The 22,921-nt window shown below is 47.8% G+C and carries 18 protein-coding genes; 15 read left to right on the forward strand and 3 right to left on the reverse strand.

The annotated features are described in order from the left end of the window. Positions 1–346 precede the first annotated feature (346 nt). Both BLS69_RS30255 and BLS69_RS30260 read right to left on the reverse strand, forming a co-directional pair. Positions 347–1,165 carry a zinc ribbon domain-containing protein gene (locus BLS69_RS30255; RefSeq protein WP_091039015.1) on the reverse strand — a complete coding sequence of 273 codons (819 nt, stop codon included), beginning with the start codon at positions 1,163–1,165 and terminating at the stop codon, positions 347–349. Positions 1,166–1,238: 73 nt separating this feature from the next. Beyond that, entirely contained in the window at positions 1,239–2,189 is a 951-nt protein-coding gene (locus tag BLS69_RS30260) for a helix-turn-helix transcriptional regulator (protein ID WP_091039017.1), read from the reverse strand. Positions 2,190–2,273: 84 nt separating this feature from the next. On the opposite strand from BLS69_RS30260, the gene BLS69_RS30265 reads away from it, so the two are divergent. The 5 genes from BLS69_RS30265 (at position 2,274) to BLS69_RS30285 (ending at position 5,824) form a co-directional block, all read left to right on the forward strand. After that, on the forward strand, positions 2,274–2,969 hold the full coding sequence (locus tag BLS69_RS30265) for a response regulator transcription factor (RefSeq protein ID WP_091039018.1): 696 nt from the start codon (positions 2,274–2,276) through the stop codon (positions 2,967–2,969). After that, complete coding sequence (locus BLS69_RS30270; protein ID WP_091039020.1) at positions 2,962–4,050, forward strand: HAMP domain-containing sensor histidine kinase; 1,089 nt, start codon at positions 2,962–2,964, stop codon at positions 4,048–4,050. Before BLS69_RS30265 ends, BLS69_RS30270 begins: the two co-directional genes overlap by 8 nt. A gap of 98 nt (positions 4,051–4,148) precedes the next feature. Beyond that, a complete protein-coding gene (locus tag BLS69_RS30275) occupies positions 4,149–5,012 on the forward strand; it encodes a M15 family metallopeptidase (RefSeq protein WP_091039022.1) in 864 nt (287 codons plus the stop codon). A 28-nt stretch (positions 5,013–5,040) separates the two neighbouring features. After that, a complete protein-coding gene (locus BLS69_RS30280; RefSeq protein WP_091039024.1) occupies positions 5,041–5,601 on the forward strand; it encodes a VanZ family protein in 561 nt (186 codons plus the stop codon). 13 nt (positions 5,602–5,614) lie between these two features. Beyond that, entirely contained in the window at positions 5,615–5,824 is a 210-nt protein-coding gene (locus BLS69_RS30285; protein ID WP_091039025.1) for a hypothetical protein, read from the forward strand. Positions 5,825–5,964: 140 nt separating this feature from the next. Here the strand turns inward: BLS69_RS30285 and acnA are convergent, their stop codons facing one another. Further along, positions 5,965–8,679, reverse strand: coding sequence for an aconitate hydratase AcnA (acnA, locus tag BLS69_RS30290; RefSeq protein ID WP_091039027.1), 2,715 nt, complete (start codon positions 8,677–8,679; stop codon positions 5,965–5,967). A gap of 362 nt (positions 8,680–9,041) precedes the next feature. Between acnA and BLS69_RS30295 the strand changes: the two genes are divergently transcribed. The 10 genes from BLS69_RS30295 to BLS69_RS30340 all read left to right on the forward strand — a co-directional run bounded on the left by BLS69_RS30295 (position 9,042) and on the right by BLS69_RS30340 (position 22,811). Beyond that, on the forward strand, positions 9,042–10,061 hold the full coding sequence (locus tag BLS69_RS30295) for an amidase domain-containing protein (protein ID WP_197997991.1): 1,020 nt from the start codon (positions 9,042–9,044) through the stop codon (positions 10,059–10,061). 137 nt (positions 10,062–10,198) lie between these two features. Continuing rightward, positions 10,199–11,299: a D-alanine--D-alanine ligase gene (locus tag BLS69_RS30300; RefSeq protein ID WP_036614110.1), complete on the forward strand. Its 1,101-nt coding sequence runs from the start codon at positions 10,199–10,201 to the stop codon at positions 11,297–11,299. 30 nt (positions 11,300–11,329) lie between these two features. After that, positions 11,330–11,653: a hypothetical protein gene (locus tag BLS69_RS30305; RefSeq protein WP_036614107.1), complete on the forward strand. Its 324-nt coding sequence runs from the start codon at positions 11,330–11,332 to the stop codon at positions 11,651–11,653. Between the two features lie 155 nt (positions 11,654–11,808). Next, positions 11,809–12,810: a UV DNA damage repair endonuclease UvsE gene (gene uvsE / locus BLS69_RS30310; RefSeq protein WP_091039028.1), complete on the forward strand. Its 1,002-nt coding sequence runs from the start codon at positions 11,809–11,811 to the stop codon at positions 12,808–12,810. 107 nt (positions 12,811–12,917) lie between these two features. Continuing rightward, a complete protein-coding gene (locus BLS69_RS30315; RefSeq protein ID WP_283945900.1) occupies positions 12,918–13,781 on the forward strand; it encodes an inositol monophosphatase family protein in 864 nt (287 codons plus the stop codon). A gap of 229 nt (positions 13,782–14,010) precedes the next feature. Further along, positions 14,011–14,301, forward strand: a complete 291-nt coding sequence (locus BLS69_RS30320) for a hypothetical protein (protein WP_091039031.1) — start codon at positions 14,011–14,013, stop codon at positions 14,299–14,301. Positions 14,302–14,687: 386 nt separating this feature from the next. Then, complete coding sequence (locus BLS69_RS30325; protein ID WP_091039033.1) at positions 14,688–16,010, forward strand: SGNH/GDSL hydrolase family protein; 1,323 nt, start codon at positions 14,688–14,690, stop codon at positions 16,008–16,010. Between the two features lie 296 nt (positions 16,011–16,306). Continuing rightward, on the forward strand, positions 16,307–19,228 hold the full coding sequence (locus BLS69_RS30330) for an InlB B-repeat-containing protein (protein WP_176873178.1): 2,922 nt from the start codon (positions 16,307–16,309) through the stop codon (positions 19,226–19,228). 267 nt (positions 19,229–19,495) lie between these two features. Then, on the forward strand, positions 19,496–21,283 hold the full coding sequence (locus tag BLS69_RS30335; RefSeq protein ID WP_091039037.1) for a sensor histidine kinase: 1,788 nt from the start codon (positions 19,496–19,498) through the stop codon (positions 21,281–21,283). After that, on the forward strand, positions 21,258–22,811 hold the full coding sequence (locus BLS69_RS30340; protein ID WP_091039038.1) for a response regulator transcription factor: 1,554 nt from the start codon (positions 21,258–21,260) through the stop codon (positions 22,809–22,811). The genes BLS69_RS30335 and BLS69_RS30340 overlap by 26 nt, the downstream gene beginning before the upstream one ends. Positions 22,812–22,921 lie beyond the last annotated feature (110 nt).

Here is a 22,921-nt window from a genome sequence, read left to right on the forward strand (position 1 = left end):
GAATGTAATTCCAATTGGATTGTAGTGATTTTACCCGGTTTTAAGGAGATGTAAACGTTTTTAGGGAAATTCAGGAGTAAAGGACCTGATATGAAAGGTTTGATATGGGAGGATCGAATCGGTTGTTATGTGAATAGTCCCAATTTTAAGGAAGTCAATGGTACCCGCTTATGAGGCATATTGTCTGGTTGAATAGGTAGGTTACATGCTAACTAACTTGGTACTATAGGCGGTTGTATCATGGGATGAACATCAAAAAAACTGCCGAGTGAACTCGGCAGCTTGTCTGATATACATAAGGATACGAGGAAACTTTGATCCGGTCTGAGGTGGTATCGTGTTGGTTTTATCTACTTTGGTGAACAGCGATGTATATATCCACTTGTACACTTTCGGGATTCAGGCTGCGTTCATCATACAACTCAAAATCCCCGGTGAACGTACGATCACTTTGCTTCTCCCATGCCCACACGGCTCCCCAAGCTTCGCCAACAACCTCTGCCATCGGTCCTTTTCTGGAAGTGAATACGGCGTAAGTTGCAGGAGGGAGTAAAATGTCGTCCAATCCTTCAGGCAATGATTCGTTCGGACTGACCTCATGCCCTACCAGTATGGTGTATTCACCGGTTATGCCATCGGTGTAATCCGTGTAAGAGCCATAGCGGACGGCTTCAGGTGCAGGAAGGTGCTCTGAGGAAAAATAATTGTTCCAGAGTCCCTGAATACAGCCTTTGCCACTGATCTCAATGGCATTGGTTGTGCGGGCGGATACGCCGGCAAGACGTTTGCCGGGGAGCGTGACATAACGAACGGGCTGGGCAGAGAACGAATGATCTGTTGTTACCTGACCAAGATTAGCGGAAGCAGTAGGGTTTTCAGCGAGAGATTCTGTATGTTGATCCGTTGTATTTGTGCGCCAACGTTTCAAAAAAGGAAGCTGGTTACGCAGCATCGAACGAGCGGATTCCTCATCCATGCCTTCGTCCTTCAGAATGGCAGTGCACATCTCCGTCATGCCTTCAAGTGACATACCGGGCTGCTCAAACTTGCCCTCTTTGTAACAATAGATACAGTACTCACGGGTTGTGCTTCCATCTGCTTCCGTTCCGAATTGGGCAGGGGTTGTGAGCGGCATGCCGCAGCTTTGACATACAGTGACGTTCATGATCAGTTCCTCCTCATATATGTACAGATTGAATATATCTGAAGTATACGAGGAGGAACTGGACAGCTGTCTGTCAGGTTTGAGGCGGAGGTATATAATTTTGTACAATTTGCTCCGCGATACGGCAGATTTCATCCCGAATATGCTGAGGTTCCAATACTTCAACGTCCGCGCCGAAGCCCAGAATGAATCCATATAACCAGCCATCCTCGGGAAAAGCAACCTGGCTGATGTAATACCCAGTCCCATCAGGGATGACGTTCTCGATCCCGAACCATTCTTCCGCAATATGACGGACGCGAGGATGGAATTTCAAGGTTAACCTAGCTTGATTGTCCGGGCGGGTCCATTCCTGCTGCCAGGGTCTGTCCTGGGGGTTAATGACTTTACGCTCGAAGTGCTCATTAGCAAGCGTGACATCCTGCATGCGCACAAGCTTGAACATGCGAAATTGATTCCGCTCGTGGCAAAAAGCATACAGGTACCAGGAATGTTTCTTAAGTACGATGGTATGAGGATCGGCAGTGCGGTGAGTCTGGATACCTTCCGCACTGCAGTAGGTAAAGGTTACGGGTCGTAATTGATCCATACCCTGTTCGATAAGTTCAAGCTTGATTTTCAGCGCTTCGGGATGCGTCCAGGTTGAATAATCCACGATGAATCGATTGGTATTGGCCTGAAAATCGTCATTTTTGGATTCAGGTACGATACTGCTGAGTTTTTCCACCAGAAGCTCACGCGCCGCATTGGCATGGGAAGTGGATACACTGCGCAGTGCAGTGACGATGGAAGCAAGGTCCTTATCTGTTAACACGTTTCGATCCAGCCGGTAGCCTTCTGCCAGACCAATCCCGCCGCTTGCCCCCTGATACGTCACCACCGGGATGCCTGCTTGACCCAATGTATCGATATCCCGATAGATGGTCCGAATCGATACTTCGAACATATCTGCCAAGTCTTTGGCTTGTACCCGTCCACGATTGATTAACAGCACCACGATGGCTAATAAACGCTCCAGTTTCATATGTATGTATTCCTTTCATTGGTTTATCTGTTGGATTCAAATATGTTATAATGCCCAGCATCACACATAGGAGTGGAATAAGCAATGAAGCGAATTACGATTCTGATCGCAGACGATGAAGTTGAGATCGCTGATCTGGTTGCTTTACATTTACAAAAAGAAGGATATCACACCATCAAGGCCTTTGACGGGAAGGCGGCGGTTCAAGCTGTTCAGACCCAAGCGATAGATTTGGCGATTCTGGACATTATGATGCCTGGTATGGATGGGTATGAGGTGACCCGTAAAATTCGGGAGCAGCATCATTTACCAATCATTTTCCTGAGTGCCAAAACGTCAGATATGGACAAAATTACGGGACTCGTGATGGGTGCGGACGATTATATGACCAAACCATTCAATCCGATGGAGCTTGTTGCCAGGGTCAACTCCCAGTTGCGTCGTTCGCTGCAATTCAGCCAGTCTGCGCCTGTTCAGAGGTCCATTCTGGAGAAGGGTGGGCTCATCATCACGCCAGATCAACATCGCGTTACACTCTACGGCAAATCAGTGGAACTAACACCGAAGGAATTCGACATCTTGTATCTGCTCGCGAGCCACCCCAAGCAGGTGTTCAGTGCAGAAAACATTTTTGAACAGGTATGGGGAGAAGCCTATTATGAGAGTGGGAATACCGTGATGGTCCACATTCGAACCCTGCGCAAAAAGCTGGGAGAAGATGTGAACAAGAACAAGTTTATCAAAACGATCTGGGGTGTGGGGTACACGTTTAATGACTAAAAGAAGAAGTTTTCGCACAACCATGATTATGTTGTTGGGGTTAAGCATGCTTGCCTCTGGCGCAATTACCTATGGGATTTATAAGCTTTTACAAGCCTATTATTCGGGTGTTCGTGCAGAAGATCAGCTTGCTGAATATCGTCATTTTATGAGAAGTATCGGGGATATCTATTTCTTCATGATCTTATTTATCCCATTGGCCATTCTATTTTTCTTCTGGTTTACCAAGCCCTACGCGACGTATTTCAAGGACATTTCTACAGGGATCAGACATTTGGCCAATGGAGACTTTCAGCATCGTGTGCAGATCTCCTCGAAGGACGAGTTAGGTACGATTGCGGAGGATGTGAACCTGGCAAGTGAGAAGTTAAAGGAAGCGGTAGAACGAGGGGATTTTGCTGAAAATAGTAAGGACCAGCTTGTCGTCAATCTGGCGCATGATCTGCGAACACCGCTGACGTCTGTGCTTGGATATTTGGATCTGCTCATGAAGGATGATCAGTTGACGGAGGAGCAGGTGCGGCACTTTACGTCGATTGCATTCACCAAATCACAGCGTCTGGAGAAGCTGATTGATGATTTGTTCGAAATTACTCGTATGAACTATGGCATGTTGCCTATAAACAAGACACAGCTGGATCTTAGCGAACTGCTAAAACAGATGAACGAAGAGCTCTATCCTGTATTTGAAAAGAACCAACTAGTCGTCCGACTAAAAATAGACACTGATCTTACGGTCTCCGGTGATGGCGAGCTGCTGGCTCGTGTGTTCGAGAATCTGCTGATTAACGCTGCACGGCATGGCAAGGATGGCATGTACGTAGATATTAATGGATATCGGGATGCAGAACAGGTCATCATTCAGGTGATTAACTATGGTGGACATATCCGTCCGGAGGAGTTGCCACATATCTTCGATATGTATTACACCGGAGATCGTGCCAGGACACCTCAGGAGGGTGGGACAGGCCTCGGACTGTTTATCGCTCGCAATATTGTGGAGCAGCATGATGGTACGATCTCGGCCCAGAGCGACGTGGTACGGACGTTATTCGAAGTTCGTTTGCCCGTATTCCAATAAGGTTGACGTCAAATTTAAGAAAAACTTTAAAATTGCCCTGCTTTTTCTTTAACTTGTGTTGTCTATCCTTGATGTATGAGGTAAAAGGAGGAACAAGCATGAAAAAGTGGGGCTTTTTGATATGTATCATTTTGATCGGATATATCGTTACGCAATCACCGGGATGGATTCAGCAGAAGGATGAATTGCCCATCGAGATCCAGAATACGCGTGAAAATCCCGCAGGTTATACCGTATCCGTCACCGGAAACATTCAGGACCAGGTACATAAGGGCAACTTGTTACTAGTTGATAAGCAATACCCCGTTCACCCGGAAGGAGTTAAATCCGATATTGTATATGTGGCACATGAGGATGATCTGCTTCGTGGATATGGAATACTGGATCAGAAAATCATGTTATCACGACAGGTAGCGCAGGAATTTCAGAGGATGGTTGAAGCAGCAGGCGAAGAGGGAGTCAGATATTTTCTCGTCAGCAGCGGGTACAGGGATTTTACGAAGCAGGACGAGTTATATCGGGAAAAGGGTTCAGACTATGCACTTCCTGCGGGTCACAGTGAGCACAATCTCGGGTTATCCCTGGATATTGGCTCCAGCCTGGGTGCCATGAATGAAGCACCAGAGGGTGCATGGCTGGAGAAGAATGCATGGAAATACGGATTTATTTTACGTTACCCAAAGGATAAAGTGCGCATCACCGGTATTCAGTATGAACCATGGCACTTTCGATATGTAGGGCTGCCGCACAGTGCTGTCATGTATAAGAATAATCTGGTACTTGAAGAGTATCTCGATATGCTTAAAGAGAAAGAGAACATTACTGTGGAAGTAGAGGGTGAGGAGTATCATATCCGCTATTATCGAGCCACCCGAGACACAACCGTTTACATACCTGAGCAAGGCCAAACTGAAATATCGGGGGATAACAAGGATGGCGTTATTGTCACCGTAAAGAAATAACAGGGCAACACAAGGGAGGCAAAACAACATGAAGCACAACAACCAGAAGAAAAGCAAACATTACATCCTTTGGATTGCCGTTTTCATTATCTATTTATATCTGCTGACTAAGCTGATTCTGTTTAAAGGAAGCCCGGTCGATTTTGGCATCGTGAAGGATCGACTGATGGCGTTCTTGCAACAACCGGATCTGATACATAAGCGAACCGTGAACCTGACACCATTCCAGGAAATCTCACGAGACTGGAACAGCTTGTCGTTACATCGTCCGGGCACCGCAATCCATCTGGCAGGCAATATACTGGCCTTTATCCCGCTAGGCATCTTCATTCCTGTGTTGACGGGCAACAAGTTATTCTCTGGAGTAAAGGTACTCTTACTGTCTCTGCTGCTCAGTCTGGGCTATGAAGTGACACAGTTAGTGACTGGCATGGGCATATTTGATGTGGATGATCTGATGCTTAATACACTCGGCGGCTTGATTGGATATGTTGTTTTCACTATGGCTATAGGTCTGAAAAAGGTGTTGGTGGGAGGAGAATCCCACGTGACGACGAAAAAGTTAAATTCTAAGGAAAGTCACGTGTAAGGAGGAGAAGGACTTGATTATAATGGCTGTACTGTTCATTAGCGCAGGGCTAACGTTTCTCGTGTATCCACACAAGGTAACGGATGCTTCGGAAAAACAGATTACGGAGCGAGTGATCATGTCGAGATGGGTCGGAGGCTCGTTAATTGCTCTGTCGTGTTTGTTTCTGATCATGGGCACGATTCAACTGTTAGATCAAGCCTCACATCACATTGGGCATTAAAAGGCAGTTGGCCTTGAAAATTGATTTTTAAAAGTATACCGATTATAAAAAGCAAAGCCAAAAAAGCTCCCCACCACGTGCAGATCGCACGTGATGGGGAGCTTTTTGGTATAACTTCATCACATTAAATATTGATGTAATTAAGCTTTTTTCATCATTTGACGCAATACAGTTTGCAGGATACCGCCGTTATGGTAGTAATCCACGTCAACCATGCTGTCCAGACGAGCGATAACAGGGAAGTCGAACTGTGTACCGTCTTCACGAGTTACGGTAACTTTTAACTCTTGTCCTGGCTTCACATCATTGCTGAGGCCAGTAATGTCATACGTTTCACGTCCGTTCAGACCAAGGCTGGACCAGCCATGACCTTCCTGGAATTGCAGTGGCATTACACCCATGCCCACCAGGTTGCTGCGGTGGATACGCTCGAAGCTTTCTGCGATAACGGCTTTGACGCCGAGCAAGAATGTTCCTTTTGCCGCCCAGTCACGGGAGCTTCCTGTACCATACTCTTTACCAGCGATAACGATCAGGTTCTGTCCTTCATCCTGATACTTCATGGAAGCATCGTAGATGGACATTTCTTCGTCCGTTGGCAGGTACTTCGTGATACCGCCCTCAGTACCCGGAGCTACCTGGTTACGAATACGAATGTTGGCAAACGTACCACGCATCATGACTTCATGGTTACCACGACGTGAACCGTAGGAGTTGAAGTCTTTGCGCTCTACGCCATGCTCTTTCAAGTAAAGTCCAGCCGGGCTGGATGGTGCAATATTACCTGCTGGCGAGATGTGATCCGTTGTTACGGAATCCGCAAGCAATGCCATAACGCGTGCAGAACGGATATCTGCGATATCGTTCAACTTGTCGCCAAGCTCCTGGAAGAACGGAGGATTCTGAATGTACGTGGAGTTCGGGTCCCACTCGTACAATTCGCCTTCCGGTACAGAGATCGCATTCCAACGCTCGTTGGCTGTAAATACGTTCTCATACTTGTTGCGGAACATCTGAGCGTTCAGGGAACTAGCGATGGTATCCTTGATTTCCTCGGAGCTAGGCCAGAGGTCTTTCAGGAATACAGGCTCATTGTTCGTATCATAACCGATTGGATCGGTTTCAAAGTCAATATTCACAGTACCTGCAAGTGCATATGCCACAACGAGTGGTGGTGATGCCAGATAGTTGGCTTTAACCTGTGCGTGTACACGGCCTTCGAAGTTACGGTTACCGGACAATACAGCCGCTACGGTCATATCGTTCTCAGCAATAGCTTCGCTCACTTCATCCGGCAGTGGGCCGGAGTTACCGATGCATGTTGCACAACCGTAGCCGGCAACGTTGAATCCGAGTTGGTCGAGGTACGTGATCAGGCCTGCTTTTTCCAGGTACTCGGTAACAACAAGGGAACCTGGTGTCAGACTGCTTTTCACATATCCTGGTTTGGTCAGGCCGCGTTCAACTGCTTTTTTCGCCAGTAGTCCCGCTCCAACCATAACACTTGGATTCGAAGTATTCGTACAACTTGTGATCGCCGCGATCACAACAGCGCCTGCTTTCAGTTCACTGGTGGAACCGTTCGGGTGTTTCACAGGTACGGATTGTTCGATTTTCTCATCGCTCAGACCGTAGCCGCCTTTATCTACAGGTGTGCGAATGATGCTGTTGAAGCTTTCTTTCATTTGTGTCAGCTCGATGCGATCCTGTGGACGTTTTGGTCCGGCAAGACTTGGTACAACAGAGCCGAGATCCAGTTCAATCACATCTGTGAATTCAGGGTCAACGGTGCTGGAAGTACGGAACATGCCTTGAGCTTTGTAATAAGCTTCAACCAACTCTACTTGCTCGTCAGGACGGCCAGTGTTACGCAAATAGTTCAACGTTTCACTATCAACAGGGAAGAAACCGATGGTAGCGCCATATTCTGGTGCCATGTTGGCTACTGTTGCACGGTCAGCCAGACCGATGTTGGCAAGACCTGGTCCGTAGAACTCTACGAATTTACCAACAACGCCTTTTTTACGAAGCAATTGGGTAACGGTCAGTGCCAGATCCGTTGCTGTTGCGCCTTCACTCAGGCTGCCTGTCAGTTTGAAACCGATAACGTCCGGTGTAACAAAATAAAGCGGTTGGCCCAGCATACCTGCTTCGGCCTCGATTCCACCAACACCCCAACCAACAACGCCAAGTCCGTTGATCATGGTGGTGTGGGAGTCTGTGCCTACGAGGGAATCCGGGAATACAACGGTCTCGCCGTCAACAGTTTTTGTTGCTGCCACGGAAGCCAGATACTCCAGGTTAACCTGGTGAACGATCCCTGTGGATGGTGGAACTGCACGGAAGTTGTTGAATGCCGTTTGCGCCCAACGCAAGAAGCGGTAACGCTCTTCATTACGCTCGAACTCAACTTTGATATTGTAATCAAGTGCATCGTTGGTACCAAAAGCATCAACCATAACGGAGTGGTCGATAACGAGATCGACCGGTACGAGCGGGTTGATCTGTTTTGGATCGCCACCTGCTTTTTTCACAGTATCACGCATTGCAGCGAGGTCAACGACAACCGGTACACCGGTGAAATCCTGCAGAACGATACGTGCAGGGATGAATGGAATTTCCTTGTTATTGTCACGGCCATCTGCCCAGCCGGTCAGTTGTTTTACATGTTCTTCGGTGATGGCACGTCCGTCGAATTGACGAATTGCTGCTTCAAGCAACACTTTAATGGAGAAAGGAAGCCTGGAAAGATCGCCGTGGCCGTTTTCCTGAAGAGCATCGAGACTGTAGTAGCGGTAAGACTTGCCTCCAACCTCAAGACTGCGAGCGGCGGAGAAATGATTCTTTGCTGACATACATGTACCTCCTTGGGATGTGTCGGTGAGATGAAGAAAACGTTCATTTAGGTGAAGAACAGGCCTTCATCGTTCCGTGTTCTTGTTCGTCAGTTTCATCAGATGAAACGTAATTTCATAATCATAACTTTAGTTTTAAGTATACCGTTTTCACCTCCGTACGTAAAGGTCTTTTTGCCTGATCAAGCAAGCTTTTGGACCGATGAAGGCGTTTTCGTGAAGCGAGCAGGAATAAGATATCTTGTGTACCTGTATTTGCCGAATTTCGGATCTCCCTCCTGAGCCGTGTACATACAACCGAAGACCCTTTCATATGAATAGTAGGAGTTTATATACGCAATGAAATATTCCAGACAGAACTCATGCCAAAGGGGGACATAGGCTTGGAACGGGAATGGAAGAGTGCCTTATATACTTACGTGAACCAGTACAATCGCTGTGAGATCGACTACCGTCCACAGACCAGCGAACGGATCGTTACCGATCCTGACTTCGTGGTGGAACGGGGAGAGCGTATGGCAAGGCTGGACGAATGGTATCGTAAGCGGCGCGCCGTGCCTCTTCGCAGCGAGACCAGCGCCAAGCTTGTGCGCACGCTTATGGATGGCCAGGAAGAAGCGGTGGTGGATGTACAATTGTACAGCAGACTGTTCTACGAGAAGAGCGGGATCACTCACCGGGAGGACCGGATTGAGCGGGAGCGGTTAACCTTTCTGCGGCAGAGTGGTGGATGGATCATTGGACGGGTCGAGCGAGAAGTGCCGGAGCGTCGCCCTGCTGGGGAAGGACGTCCGTTTCAACAAGCTGATTTTGTACAGGCGATGAATCGGCCGTTGCTGAATCGGGAAGTGCTGGGTCAAGGAAGAAGTTCACGGCAACAGTCATATCGCAGAGATCTGGCAGTTGCCTATGCAGATCGGTGGTGGAATGCGGGGAATCCGGCATTTGAGGAATTTGATGTGGATTGTACCAATTACGTGTCCCAATGTCTCTTTGCAGGGGGCGCACCCATCCACTATACTGGTAGGAGAGAAGCCGGCTGGTGGTATAAAGGGTATGTGAACGGCTCCGAAATGTGGAGTTACAGTTGGGCAGTTTCCAACAGTCTGGAGCGTTATTTGTCAGGCAGCAGCTGGGGTCTGACCGCGACAGAAGTGGAGCGTCCTGAGCAGCTGATGCTCGGCGATGTTATTCTCTACGATTGGGATGGAGATGGACGATTTCAGCACAGCACCGTTGTGACCGCGTTTGATGCGGGCGGCATGCCGCTTGTTAACGCACATACGGTTAGCAGCCGTCACCGATTTTGGGATTACCGGGATTCTTACGCTTGGACGGAGCGGACGGTATACCGGCTTTTTCATATTGCAGATGAGTTTTGATGACGAAAGATTTTCGGGATGCGGTGACGCAGACATTCAGTTCCGTGTAAAATAAGATCAGATAACGCAAGCAGAATAACAAGGGTGTTGAGCATGCAAACATGACAGCATCAGGCACAGATAATCGGAGGGTACACATGAGTATGGATAAATTAAAAGTAGGCGTCGTGTACGGCGGAAAATCAGGCGAGCATGAGGTGTCGCTGCAAACGGCGTTTGCTGTAACAAACGCATTTGATTATGAAAAGTATGAACTGGTTCCTTTTTATATCTCCAAGCAGGGGACGTGGAAAAAAGGACCTGTCATGCATGCGCCGTTCGCGCAGATTGAAGATCTGAAGCTGGAGCAATCGGCGGGTGGAACGCAGGATGCGCTGAACGCCCTGTTTGGCCGTTTGTATGGCGGAGCAGAAGCGCTGGACGTGATGTTCCCTCTGCTGCACGGTACGTTTGGAGAGGATGGCACCATTCAGGGCATGTTCGAGATGGCGGATATGCCATATGTAGGTGCAGGTGTACTGGCTTCGGCTGGCGGCATGGACAAAGTGGTCATGAAAAAGCTGTTTGCACAGGCCGGCATTGACCAATGTGCCTTTACGTATTTTAACGCGACACAATGGAAGCAGACAGAGCACGAAATGATCGTACAGGTCGAAGATCAGCTGGGGTATCCTTGTTTTATCAAACCGGCGAATCTGGGCTCCAGTGTAGGCATCTCCAAAGCACGTAACCGCGATGAGCTGAAGACAGCTGTCGAGTTCGCACTTCGGTATGATACGAAGGTTGTCATAGAGGAGTTCGTTGAAGCCCGCGAAGTTGAGGTCAGCGTCCTCGGCAATGACGAGCCCATGGCTTCCGTTCCAGGCGAGATCGTATCATCCGGGGAGTATTATGACTATGCAGCCAAGTATATTGATGGTCAATCACAGATGCTGATTCCAGCTCCACTGGACCCAGAGGCCGCAGATCGCATTCGCGAGGCAGCTTTGCAGGCGTTCCGTGCGATTGAAGGTAACGGTATTTCACGTGCCGACTTCTTCATTCGGAAAAATGACGGCGCATTGCTTATTAATGAAGTCAACACCATGCCTGGTTTCACACCATACAGCATGTATCCACTTCTTTGGCGTGAGACAGGTGTATCGTATGCCGAACTGCTGGATCGCATGATTGAGCTGGCACTGGAGCGTTACAACCGCAAGCAGGCACTGAATTACGAGAACGGCGTACAGGCGTAGCCTGCGACCACAAGATCAGGAGGGATATGCATGGGATTTCAGACTGAATTCAATTCCGTATGCAAGTTCAAGAATGAGCAGGAGCTGTTCGAACTGCTTGAATACGGACGCGGCAAAATGGTCAAACAGGGCTTCCGGGTATTTCCTACCGGCCAGAAAGTGATTGCATACACACCGGATAACGTGGCTGTGGCCATCGTCAAGATCGTGGTTTCCATTGCAGAGATCAACTTCCAGGGGCAAGAGGTTACCGAGGTGGAGATGCAACTCATCCGCAAGTTGACTGAGGAAGAATCACGCATTCAGACTGCCCTTGCGGATGAGATGTTCTTTGGGGAGCAAGCACAGGAGTAGTTGTTGACTGTAAGTGCGGGTCGGAAGGACTGATTTGCCAGAATACGATTATGGTCACTCTTTTAGGGTAAAACTTGGTTATATACAGTGACGGTACATCCTGACGGCTGAATATGCCGTGCGGGTTCTCCGCCCTAATAGAGAGGAAGAGATTCATGCTCGTACGCTTTGGTTACGTGGCAATGTCCGTGCTTATAGAGAACGCCTCGCCTTCCCGGACCATGACCATGTCGAGTTTTAACAAAATCGATGACAGGGAAGCAGCGATCCGCAAGCTTGAACGGATTGCAGCCGAGAACCTGCACAATACATTACGTTTGCTCAGGCACAACAAGGGTAGCCATATTCATGTATATCGCTTCTCTTCCAAATTGATTCCACTGGCAACACACGAGGACCTGAATGACTGGGACCCGTTCCCGGCACTGAAGCAGGACTTTGCGGCCATTGGCGAATTTGTGAAGGAAAATCATATGCGTGTGTCCTTTCATCCGGATCATTTTACCGTACTTAGTACCCCCCGCGAGCAAGTTCTGCACAACTCGATTCGCGACCTTCGTCATCATGTTCGGATGCTGGATGCCATGGGGCTGAATGCCACTGCCAAGAACAATATACATATTGGTGGTGCATACGGGGACAAGCCTTCGGCAGCGCTTCGTTTTGAAGAAAACTTTTTGAAGCTGGATCGGGACATCCAGGAGCGGCTCACACTCGAAAATGATGACAAAACGTTCAATGCGCCTGAGACACTAGCCGTGTGCCAGCACTTGGGATTGCCCATGGTACTGGATATCCATCACCAGTGGGTGAACAACGAAGGAGAACAGGCATGGGATCTGTGGCCTGATATCCTGAAAACCTGGGATTCACCGCTCGCGCAGGCAGATTCACCGGCTGATCAGCCATTGCCACCCAAAATCCATGTCTCCAGTCCAAAGAGTGAGAAGGATCTGCGAGGTCATGCCGATGGTGTGGAGGTAGAGCCTGTGCTCGACTTCTTGCGTCATATCGCGGCAGATACCCCGAGGCTTGACGTGATGATTGAGGCGAAACGCAAGGATGAGGCTCTTGTGCAACTGATGCAGAAGCTGGCATTCTATCACGAAGAGGGTGTGGAGTGGGTGGACGAGTCTACCGTCATCATTCATCCGTAGTGCCAAAAGGGGCCTGGGCAACGAGAAACTTTACGACCTGTGGGGCGTATACTTTTAACAAGTATTTCAACTTTTCGTAGATTGATATAGAAAGTAGAGTGAACGCTTTGAATGAGAAGGAAAAGACACCTTATGTCGTGACAAGCAAAAGCTATACTGCCGTTGCCATTAATGCAGCTTCCAAAGCTGGCGAATGGATCAAAAGCCGTCTTGGGACGGTAGCTGAACTTGGCACCAAATATTCACCCCAAGATCTGGTGACCGAAGTGGATAAAGGAGCGGAGCAGATGATCCGCCGCCTGATTCTCACGCATTTTCCCCACCATGCCATTCTGGGTGAAGAAGGCGTCGAACCGGGACCGGAAGCTTCGGCAAAAGCACTGAAAGAGGCCGAGGAAGAAGAGTACCTGTGGATTGTTGATCCTGTGGATGGAACGACGAACTTTGTACACGGATTCCCGTTTTATTCGGTGTCCATTGCATTGGCTCACAATGGTGAAGTCATTGTCGGCGTGATCTACGACCCTTCCCGTGATGAAATGTTTGTTGCGGAAAAAGGGAAAGGAGCATATGTTCACGGAAACCGGATGCTTGTATCTGGTGAACAAAAACTGGCTCAGAGCCTGATTGCGGTTGGTTTTCCGGCAGACACAACCTTTGCGTTGCCACTGAATATGGCCGCTGTACAGGCGCTTGCTCCGCAAGTTCGTAACTTGCGTGCAGGCGGATCTGCCGCCCTTCATCTGGCGTATGTTGCCGCAGGACGTCTCAGCGCCTACACCGAAGTTGGATTGAAACCGTGGGATATTGCCGCAGGTGCGCTGCTGGTTGAAGAATCAGGTGGCAAGGTGACGGATACCATCGGAACGCCTTACCAACTGTCTGTGAACCATGTCGTTGCCAGCAATGGCAAAATCCATGATGCACTGACGGATGTGCTGAAGGAAGCGAAAGCTACTGGTCTGGAGTGAGTCTATTCAACTTATCGATGCTTTAATTACTTTTAATTGTACATTAACGGAGGGGATAGAAAGCATCTGAAGAAGCGGAGCGCTCGCCTTTATCACCGGATTTCTACCTTGGAAAAGGGAATCAAAGAAATCTGGGGATAACAGCGATCGGAAGATGGTTCTGTACACGAAGTGAAAGTACAAAAGTAATAGTTACGCATGTATGACTTTAATTAAAGGAGCGAAAACAATGGATGAATCCAAAGAACTGGAACGACGGCTCAGTGATATGCTGACGGAAGGGGACATGGAAGAGTCCGGCGACACCGATCAGCGTGAACGCCAGCTGATTCCTCCCAAGTATGAAGTGCGAATCCAGACGGAACGTGATCCAATTGTCGAGGAAACGTTAAAGTACCGGAAGATGGCACGCGAAGTGGATGATCGTTATGATCGGTATCTGGAGCGAGCTACCGGGAACAAAACGGCGAGCGACAAGGGTCATTCGAATTCTGAGGACTCGAATAAGCCGCAATCTTAACTACTGAACGTTATAGCTGTGCTTCACGAATAACAGGCTCCCCATCAGGGAGTCTGTTATTTCATGTGTGCTCTCAGCAGAGAGGACAACGCCTACTTTAAAATGATAGAATAGAGTAACACGACTCAATGTCATTGGAATGACCAATGTACTATACATTAGTGAGGTAGTTCAAAAAGTCCGCTTTTGATTACCAAGGATGCCTAATAGGCATCATCAGCATCGAATATGGAATTCAGCCGAAATGTCCGTTGCTCACGTAGTTTTCCCTACGCTCCGCTACTCCATTTCTAGCTTCATCCCATCTTCTCGGTACTGAAAACCGTCCTTTTTGAACACGTACATTAAGTGTAATTATAGATTCACGAAAAGGAGTGTTACCCCGAATGAAGCGTAAACGTATATGGGAAAATACAGCTGCCGGTTTAACGGTAAGCATGTTGGCAGGAATGCTGCTCTTTACATCATCTGCATTGCCTGCACACGCGGCTGACACCAAAACCGGTGTATTGCCAGCAGGTACTAACGAGGCTTCGCTGACTGCGAAGAAAGATGCAGTAGCCGTAACCAAGGAGTTCCGCATCGTCACATTGGGAGATTCCATAACGGTAGGTTATGAGCCCAACACAAAAGAATTGCCTTATGGTTATGTAGAACGTCTCCATGAGCAGGGTTTGCTGCATGGACGTACACAGGTGGACAACTACGGGATTGCCGGATTGAAAACCAGTGGACTGAAAAACTTCACTACTGCAATTAAGGATGGCAAAACACTGACTTCTGAAGCCATTCAACCAAGTCTTCCTGATCCAAGAGCGGGACAGATCGGAGCCAATACTGCTGCAATCCGTGAGAGTGTAGCACAGGCCAATCTGGTTGCAATTACCATTGGGGGAAATGATGTATCTGAGCTTCTCGGTACAGCAGACAAACTGAGTGATCAGGAACTGCAAGCGAAGGTAAAAGAATTACTCGCAACATATACAGCCAATGTTAGTGCAGCGATTAATGATATCCATGAAATTAACCCGACAGCTAAAATTGTCATCGCCGACCAGTATCAACCGATGCCAGAAGTAGCAGGCAAGGCACTCTATTCCAAACTGATGGAGGCATCCCAAGGCTTCACACAGACTATTGATGGCATTGCAGCACAATTCACTGCTCAGGGTACCGATGTCAAAGTCGCACACGTGGCCAAGGAGTTTGTTGGCGGTGAAGGCACCATGACTCATATGATCAAAGATCGTGATTTCCACCCGAATCAGTTTGGATATGCGGCCATTGCCGAAGTATTTGCCAAAACGATCTGGGGAGATTACACCAAGTTGACTGCACCTGCCACAGGTGAACCAATGAATATTATCGTGAGTGGCAAAACATTAAATACTCCGTACAAACCGATTATCCGTAACGGCAAAAACTTTGTGGCGATTCAAGACATCGTGAACGCTGTGGGTGCTACTACGGTGTGGGATAACAAGACTTCAACCGCAACCATTACATATGGAGACCGAAAGGTTGCTGTGAAGATTGGTGCCAATGCTGTGAAGGTAAATGGAGCATCGGTTACTGTGGATACACCTGCATTCCTGAATAAGGTAGGCAAGGAGTCCAAAACATATGTACCACTTGCCATGGTAGCTGAAGGTCTTGGCTTTGATGTGCAATATGTAGCGAAGCTGAAAACTGTTTTTGTTAATCCGTAATATACGAATATGAATGGAATGAAGGACAATCTGCTTTTTTATAAAGCAGGTTGTCTTTTTTGCATTTTTCTGAAAATTATTGAGTAAAATGGCCCGTGAAGATGAGAGGGCAAAAAGGATATCGGATGTTTCACTGGCTGACTCAACGGGTTGTCCTTTTTGTTCAGAAGTTGTTCAGAGCGATCCTATAATGTAGCTAGTATAAGAGGAGGAAAAGCCTTATTATTGTGTAAAAATCATAGTTTAGACATATTTGATGGGGTTACATGAAAAATTTACGAGAGAAGAGGAGAAACATGCGCGTTATTAAGAAATTGATGCTAAGCATGATGGCATTCATTCTACTGTGTTTTACTTGGCCAGTTCTGCCCATACATGCGGCGGGACAAATGGTGTTTGAAGGTGTACCTTCAGTTGAAATGCGTCCAGAAACAGAAGGCAACCAACTGGTAAAACCTGATGTAGCGAAGGTCGTTTGTTCAGATCCTACTACCGAAGCAAGTTCACCAAGTTGTCCAGTAATTAAATGGGGCGACCTCACTTATTGGATATACAGCGATAAAGATAATAACTTTGTATTTTATGTTGCAGTGTATAACCAAAAAGGGGCCTTGATTAATCATAAAATCTTCTCAGGCGCTCGCTATATTAAAGAAATCACAGTGGATGGCAGTAGTGAGCGAGTTACCTTAAAAGGGCAAGGTAACCAAATCGTACAAGTGACTTTTGACCAGCTAAAAGAAATTACCTATACCCCCGGAGTGGATCTCAGCGTTACTGATAGTAAGGTTGGGATGAATGAAACGGTTAACTTGATTGTAAACATGAGGAGTCCCATAGAGGATTTGGACGGGGATATCGTGTTTAAATCAAGCGGCTCAACGTTGACACAGGTAGAACTTGCTGACGGCAAAGCGGAGTATTCATTAGACTCTTCTACTCTGGGACTCGGTGTGCATACATTTACAGCAGATTATATCCCAAAATTGGGCAGTGAGTTCAAAATGAATACATCCAAGCCGGTTACTATTGAGGTGGCATACAGGGTCAATTTTATGGATGGACAGGGTAACGTTTTTTCGAAAAATATCGTGAGGGATGGTGGACTCGCTCAAGAACCGAACCCAAGCCCAACGCGAGCAGGTCATACCTTTGCAGGGTGGTACACAGATCCGACAGATCCGGCAACCCCGTGGAACTTTTCGAGTAATACGGTGGCGGGCAATGTGATGCTGTACGCACATTGGACGGCTAATAATTACATTTTGACATATAACGCGAACTACAGTGGAGCGGGAACCGCGACCACAGAGTCAGTGGCGTACGGAGCGAAAGCGAGTGAGCCAAACCCAGCCCCAACGCGAGAAGGCTATACCTTTGCAGGGTGGTACACGGATGCGACAGATCCAGCAACCCAGTGGAACTTTTTGAGTAATACGGTAACGGGAAATATGACGCTGTACGCACATTGGACGGTGAACAATTACACCGTGACGTATGATGCGAATTACAGCGGAGCGGGAACCGCGACCACAGAGACAGTGGCGTACGGAGCGAAAGCGAGTGAGCCAAACCCAGCCCCAACGCGAGAAGGCTATACCTTTGCAGGGTGGTACACAGATCCGACAGATCCGGCAACCCAGTGGAACTTTTCGAGTAATACGGTGGCGGGCAATGTGACGCTGTACGCACATTGGACGGCTAATAATTACATTGTGACATATAACGCGAACTACAGCGGAGCGGGAACCGCGACCACAGAGACGGTGGCTTACGGAGCGAAAGCGAGTGAGCCGAACCCGGCCCCAACGCGAGCGGGCTATACCTTTGCAGGCTGGTACACGGATGCAACAGATCCAACCTTCAAATGGAACTTTGCAAGTGATGTGGTGGAGGGGGATGTAACGCTGTACGCACACTGGACAGTCAAAATTACGCCACAGCCACCGACTCCATCGACACCTTCTGTTCCATCAGCACCTTCTGTACCGGTGGTTGTCCCTTCCAATGGGGAACAGAGTCAATCCACCGTGCTAATTAACGGTCAGGCAGTATCCACACGCAGAGTAGATGAAACGTTAGCTAATGGTCAGCCTGTCGTTCGGTTGATCTTAACGGCTCAAGGATTAACGAATGTGATGAATACTAACGCTTCGGAAGCAAAGATAGTCATCGACGGGTTAGGGACAGCGGTCAAGCTGGAGATTCCCATGCAGCCGTTACAGGTAAAGGTTAAAGCTGATGCCAATGCTAAACTCCAGATAACAGTGAATGGTAATAGTGTATCTATTCCATTAAATAGTCTGGCTGATCGGCAGTCAGACTCTGCGTTGACGATTTCCATCGTGGAAGGCTCCAAAGAGGCGCAGGCACGTGTAGAACGTGTGGCTCAAACGATGGATGCACGAGTCGTATTGAAACAACCAGTCACGTTGTCTGTTGATATCAATGGGCAAGATACAGAGGATGGTTCGAACGATTACTTGCATAAGTCTATCGTGATCCCTGCTGGGTTTAATCCAGACCAGATCACAGTCGTTAGAATTGATGCGAATGGGCAACTTCATTTCGTACCTGCTGTTTTTACCGCCACACAAGCTGAGATATTGTCTACTCAGGGCGGTGAGTATACGATTATTAGTATGAATAAGGTATTCAACGATGTGCAGCAGCACTGGGCTGGCGAAGACATTCAGCAGATGGCCAACAAGCTGATTGTTGATGGGCGGCCTGATGGAAGCTTTGCACCTGAACAACCGATTACTCGTGCTGAATTCACAGCCATGCTTGTACGTGCCATGGGATTATCCGGAGGTAGCGTAAAAACCGAATTGCCTTCCGCTTTTAATGATGTGGATTCGGAACAATGGTATGCCAATGCACTCATAACGGCAGGAAGTAAGGGGTTGGTTAATGGTTTCGCAGATGGGTCATTCCACCCGGATGGTCAGATTACTCGGGAACAGATGGCTACGATGCTGGATAGGGCATTGAATTTGATGAAGATTCCTAATGACCAACTGACAGGTACCACTCCTTCATTTACAGATGCATCAAATATCTCGAACTGGTCTTCTGACGCCGTAGCTCGACTGGTAGAGACAGGGATCGTTAAGGGAATGAACGGGGGAACCTTCGCGCCTCAGGAGAATGCAACGCGAGCACAGAGTACGGTGATGTTAATGAGACTTATGCGCTTTGCTCAACTAATCAATTAATGATTATATAGGTTAATGATTACTTGTGAAAAAATAAAACCCAGGTTTAATTGAGAAAGCAAAAAGCAGTCTGCTCTTTGAATGAGTAGGCTGCTTTTTGCTTTCTCAAGATACATTTACACATGTATACCTTCTTTAGTGACCTAAAATGTTGCATAAATATATCTTGTCAGATGACCATGGATGTGTAAATATGAAAATAACTTACAATAAAACTACTAACCCATAGCACGATAGCACCCTTCGCAAGCCAAAGGAGCGCTTAGGATGAGCAAAATTAAGAACGCTTTCACAACACTGCCGATTCACCACAAAACGATTCTTCTCATCGGACTTTTGATGTTAATCAGCTTTACGTTTTATGCATCCGTACTCCGATATGTGTTCAGTATCTATGACCGTCAGATCTATGAGAAATCCTCGCAGGTCCTCAATATGTCTTCGGTAGGTATTGAAAATCAACTTCGTGAAATTTCCAATCTCTCCTTCAAGGTGATGTCGGACGAGCCGCTTCAGCAATATCTGCTCCAACTGAAAAAGGTAGAAACGGGTTATGAGAAAAATGGATTACGCAAAAAAATTACCAACAGGTTAGTCGCTTATGCCGGTTCCGAAAAATACGTCTATTCCATGCTATTTATCGATAATGATAATAACGTTATGGCCGCAGGCAATCGGGAGGGAATTTCGGAGTCGAAGCAAAAGGAACTGGTTGCACTGGGACAGCAATATTCGGGCTCCAATGCCTGGCATACCAGTGGGGATAAACAGTCCCGACTCTTGTCGGTCCGACAGGTGAAATCCTTTATTGGCGGAGCATTTACATTGGAGGACCTCGGCACACTGATCATCCGGGTACGGCTGGACCGAATTGTACAGGATCAGATGCAAGAACCGGCTGAGGACTCCCAATTACTCATTACCGATGGAAAAGAAGTGATCTATCCAACAGAATCGTCGGTCAGTGAAGCCGAGATTGAGTCTGAACTGAAGCGCACCCAGCCCTATGGAATTGCCATGTTGGAGCAGGGGAGGCACTTTGTAGCTCGTGCTCATTCTTCCTATACGGATTGGACCTATTTGTACACAACCCCGTTTGACCAGATGTTTAAAAAGATCCAGTTTGTCAAACAGTTGGTCACGGTGATCTTCATTATGATTTTTCTTGCTGCGCTTATTATTGGAGCGAGATTCTCTCGCAGTATTACCCATCCGATTGCGCAGTTGATCAAAAAGATGCGTAATATCGAGAAAGGTGATCTGGATAAACTGGAGGAGGCTGCCCTCGGCAATATTCCGATATCTCCACAGAACGAGGTTGGGCTGCTACATCGCACATTCAAGATGATGCTTCAAAGAATACGTGAATTGATTGATGAGAATTATGCCAAGCAACTGGTGATTCGTGAGACCGAGTTGAAAGCGCTTCAGGCGCAGATTAATCCACATTTTCTATACAACACGCTGGAATCTATTAACTGGCTGGCTAAAGTACAGAAGCAACGACAGATCTCGGAAATGGTTGAGGCTCTCGGATTTCTGCTGCGTAGCTCTGTGAATATGTCCGAGAAGTGGATCACGCTGGAAAGAGAGCTGGACATTGTCCGCAGTTACGTGACGATTCAGCGCACGCGTTTTGAGGAAAGATTGGATTTCGACATGGAAATTGCCCCAGAGGTAGGAACGGCTCGAATCCCCAAGTTAACATTACAGCCTTTGGTGGAGAACGCCATACATTATGCACTCGAACCAAGCATTGACCCTTGCCGGATTCGTATTCGGGCGAGAGCAGATGGAGATAAGGTGATTATTGAAGTCGAGGACGACGGTCCGGGGATGACACCGGAATTCCTGGAAGAACTACACGAAGGACGTATTCAGACAAGAGGACAGGGCATTGGGTTATCTAACATCCAGGAACGAATCAGACTGACCTTCGGCGATGAAGGTGGAATGGTGATGAGCAGCAAGCCCGGATCAGGAACTGTAGTATCGATCAGCATACCTTGGATCAGAGAGGACGATGACGATGTACAAAGTGATGCTCGTAGATGATGAACGTGTCATTCTGGAGGGGATTTCCCAAGTGGTCGATTGGGCCGCGGCAGGTACGGAATTAGTGGGTACGGCGAGGAACGGGATCGAAGCATTGGACAAAATTGGGCAGTCGAGACCCGATATTATCATTACGGATATTTCCATGCCAGGTCTGGATGGTCTCGGACTCATAGAGAAGGCATCTGAAGCATACCCGGGAGTACGTTTCATTATGTTATCCGGCTACAAGGAGTTCGAATATGCTCGCAGAGCGATGCAATATGGCGTGAAGCATTATTTGCTCAAACCCTGCAACGAGAATCAGATCCATGATGCGTTAACTGAACTGTTGCAGGAACATCAGGATGCTCAGGTGAGGGAGCATGTTGCGGGTGAGATGAAACAGCGATTGCAGCGTGTCCTTCCACATGTGAAGGAGCAATTTCTGCTGGAGTTCATGACCAACCGCACCTATGGGCCGGTTGATCTGGAGTATTATCAGGAGCTGTTTGATCTGGAGCTTGAAGAGAACGCAGTTCGGTTACTGCTGTTCCGAATTGTAGATGAACATGATTACAGTCACTTATTTGCGATCAAAAACATAGCCAGTGATCTGCTCCAACATGTCCTGTTAAGCACAACCATTGAAGGCAAACTCCTCATCCTGCTTGCGGATTCAGCCGATTCGGCCGGACTGAAAGAAAGTATTGAAGAGGTTCGTGCTGCATTCACCAGACTATATAAATTGGAAGTGACCGCTGCGCTGAGTGAAGCAGATCGAATGATTCAGTCCCGGCGGTTGTTTCGTGAGGCGTTGCAGTATCTGAACCATCGTTTTTTCATCGGTGAAGGCAAGCTGATTACGAAGAATGATCTGGTACTGGCCGGAGAATGCGACGGCGTACATGTAGAACAGGATGCGGAGCAACTGTGTCAGTTGATCAAATCGGGCAATACCGAGGATACAGCGGTAGAGGTGGATCGTCTGTTTGATCTATTATCGCGTCAGCAGCTGGAAATTGAAGTGACTCGCTCTTACGTAGTGCAGCTGTACTCGGCGATGGTTCATGTCTGTCCACCTGAGGAGGCAACGGAATTCACCCAGCGTATGGCAGAACTGCCGCATATCGATACGTTATCTGGTTTGAAGTCTTTTGTTGCAAGCAGTGCAGCCCGATTAACTTCCGGTTATTACAAAAACCATATCAGTCGACAGTCTTCTGCCGTGGAGAAGATGATGGATATCGTGGATCGTCATTATGGAGAGGCAGATCTCTCGCTCAATGGAGTCGCCCATCAGATGTTGTATATGAATCCGGATTATCTGGGCAAGATTTTCAAAAAAGTCACAGGCGAGAATTTCTCCAACTACGTAAATCGTCTGCGCATTGAACGCGCATGTGACCATATTCGCAGAGGCGGGGATGTGAAAGTGTTCGAGCTTGCTGAATTGTTCGGATTCGGCGGGAATTCACAATATTTCAGTCAGGTGTTCAAAAAGTGGACCGGTATGACACCTACGGAATTCCGCAGGATCGGCATATAACAATGGACTACCAATCGTGTAATTCATGTCTGGGGAGGACGAACAGCGCCGAGAGGAGGCTGTTGTCCTCCTCTGTTTTTTGAACCAACAAGACGGTTTTGTGTATTCAA

Origin of the sequence: Paenibacillus sp. CF095, assembly GCF_900101225.1 — a bacterium.
Lineage (GTDB): Bacteria > Bacillota > Bacilli > Paenibacillales > Paenibacillaceae > Paenibacillus.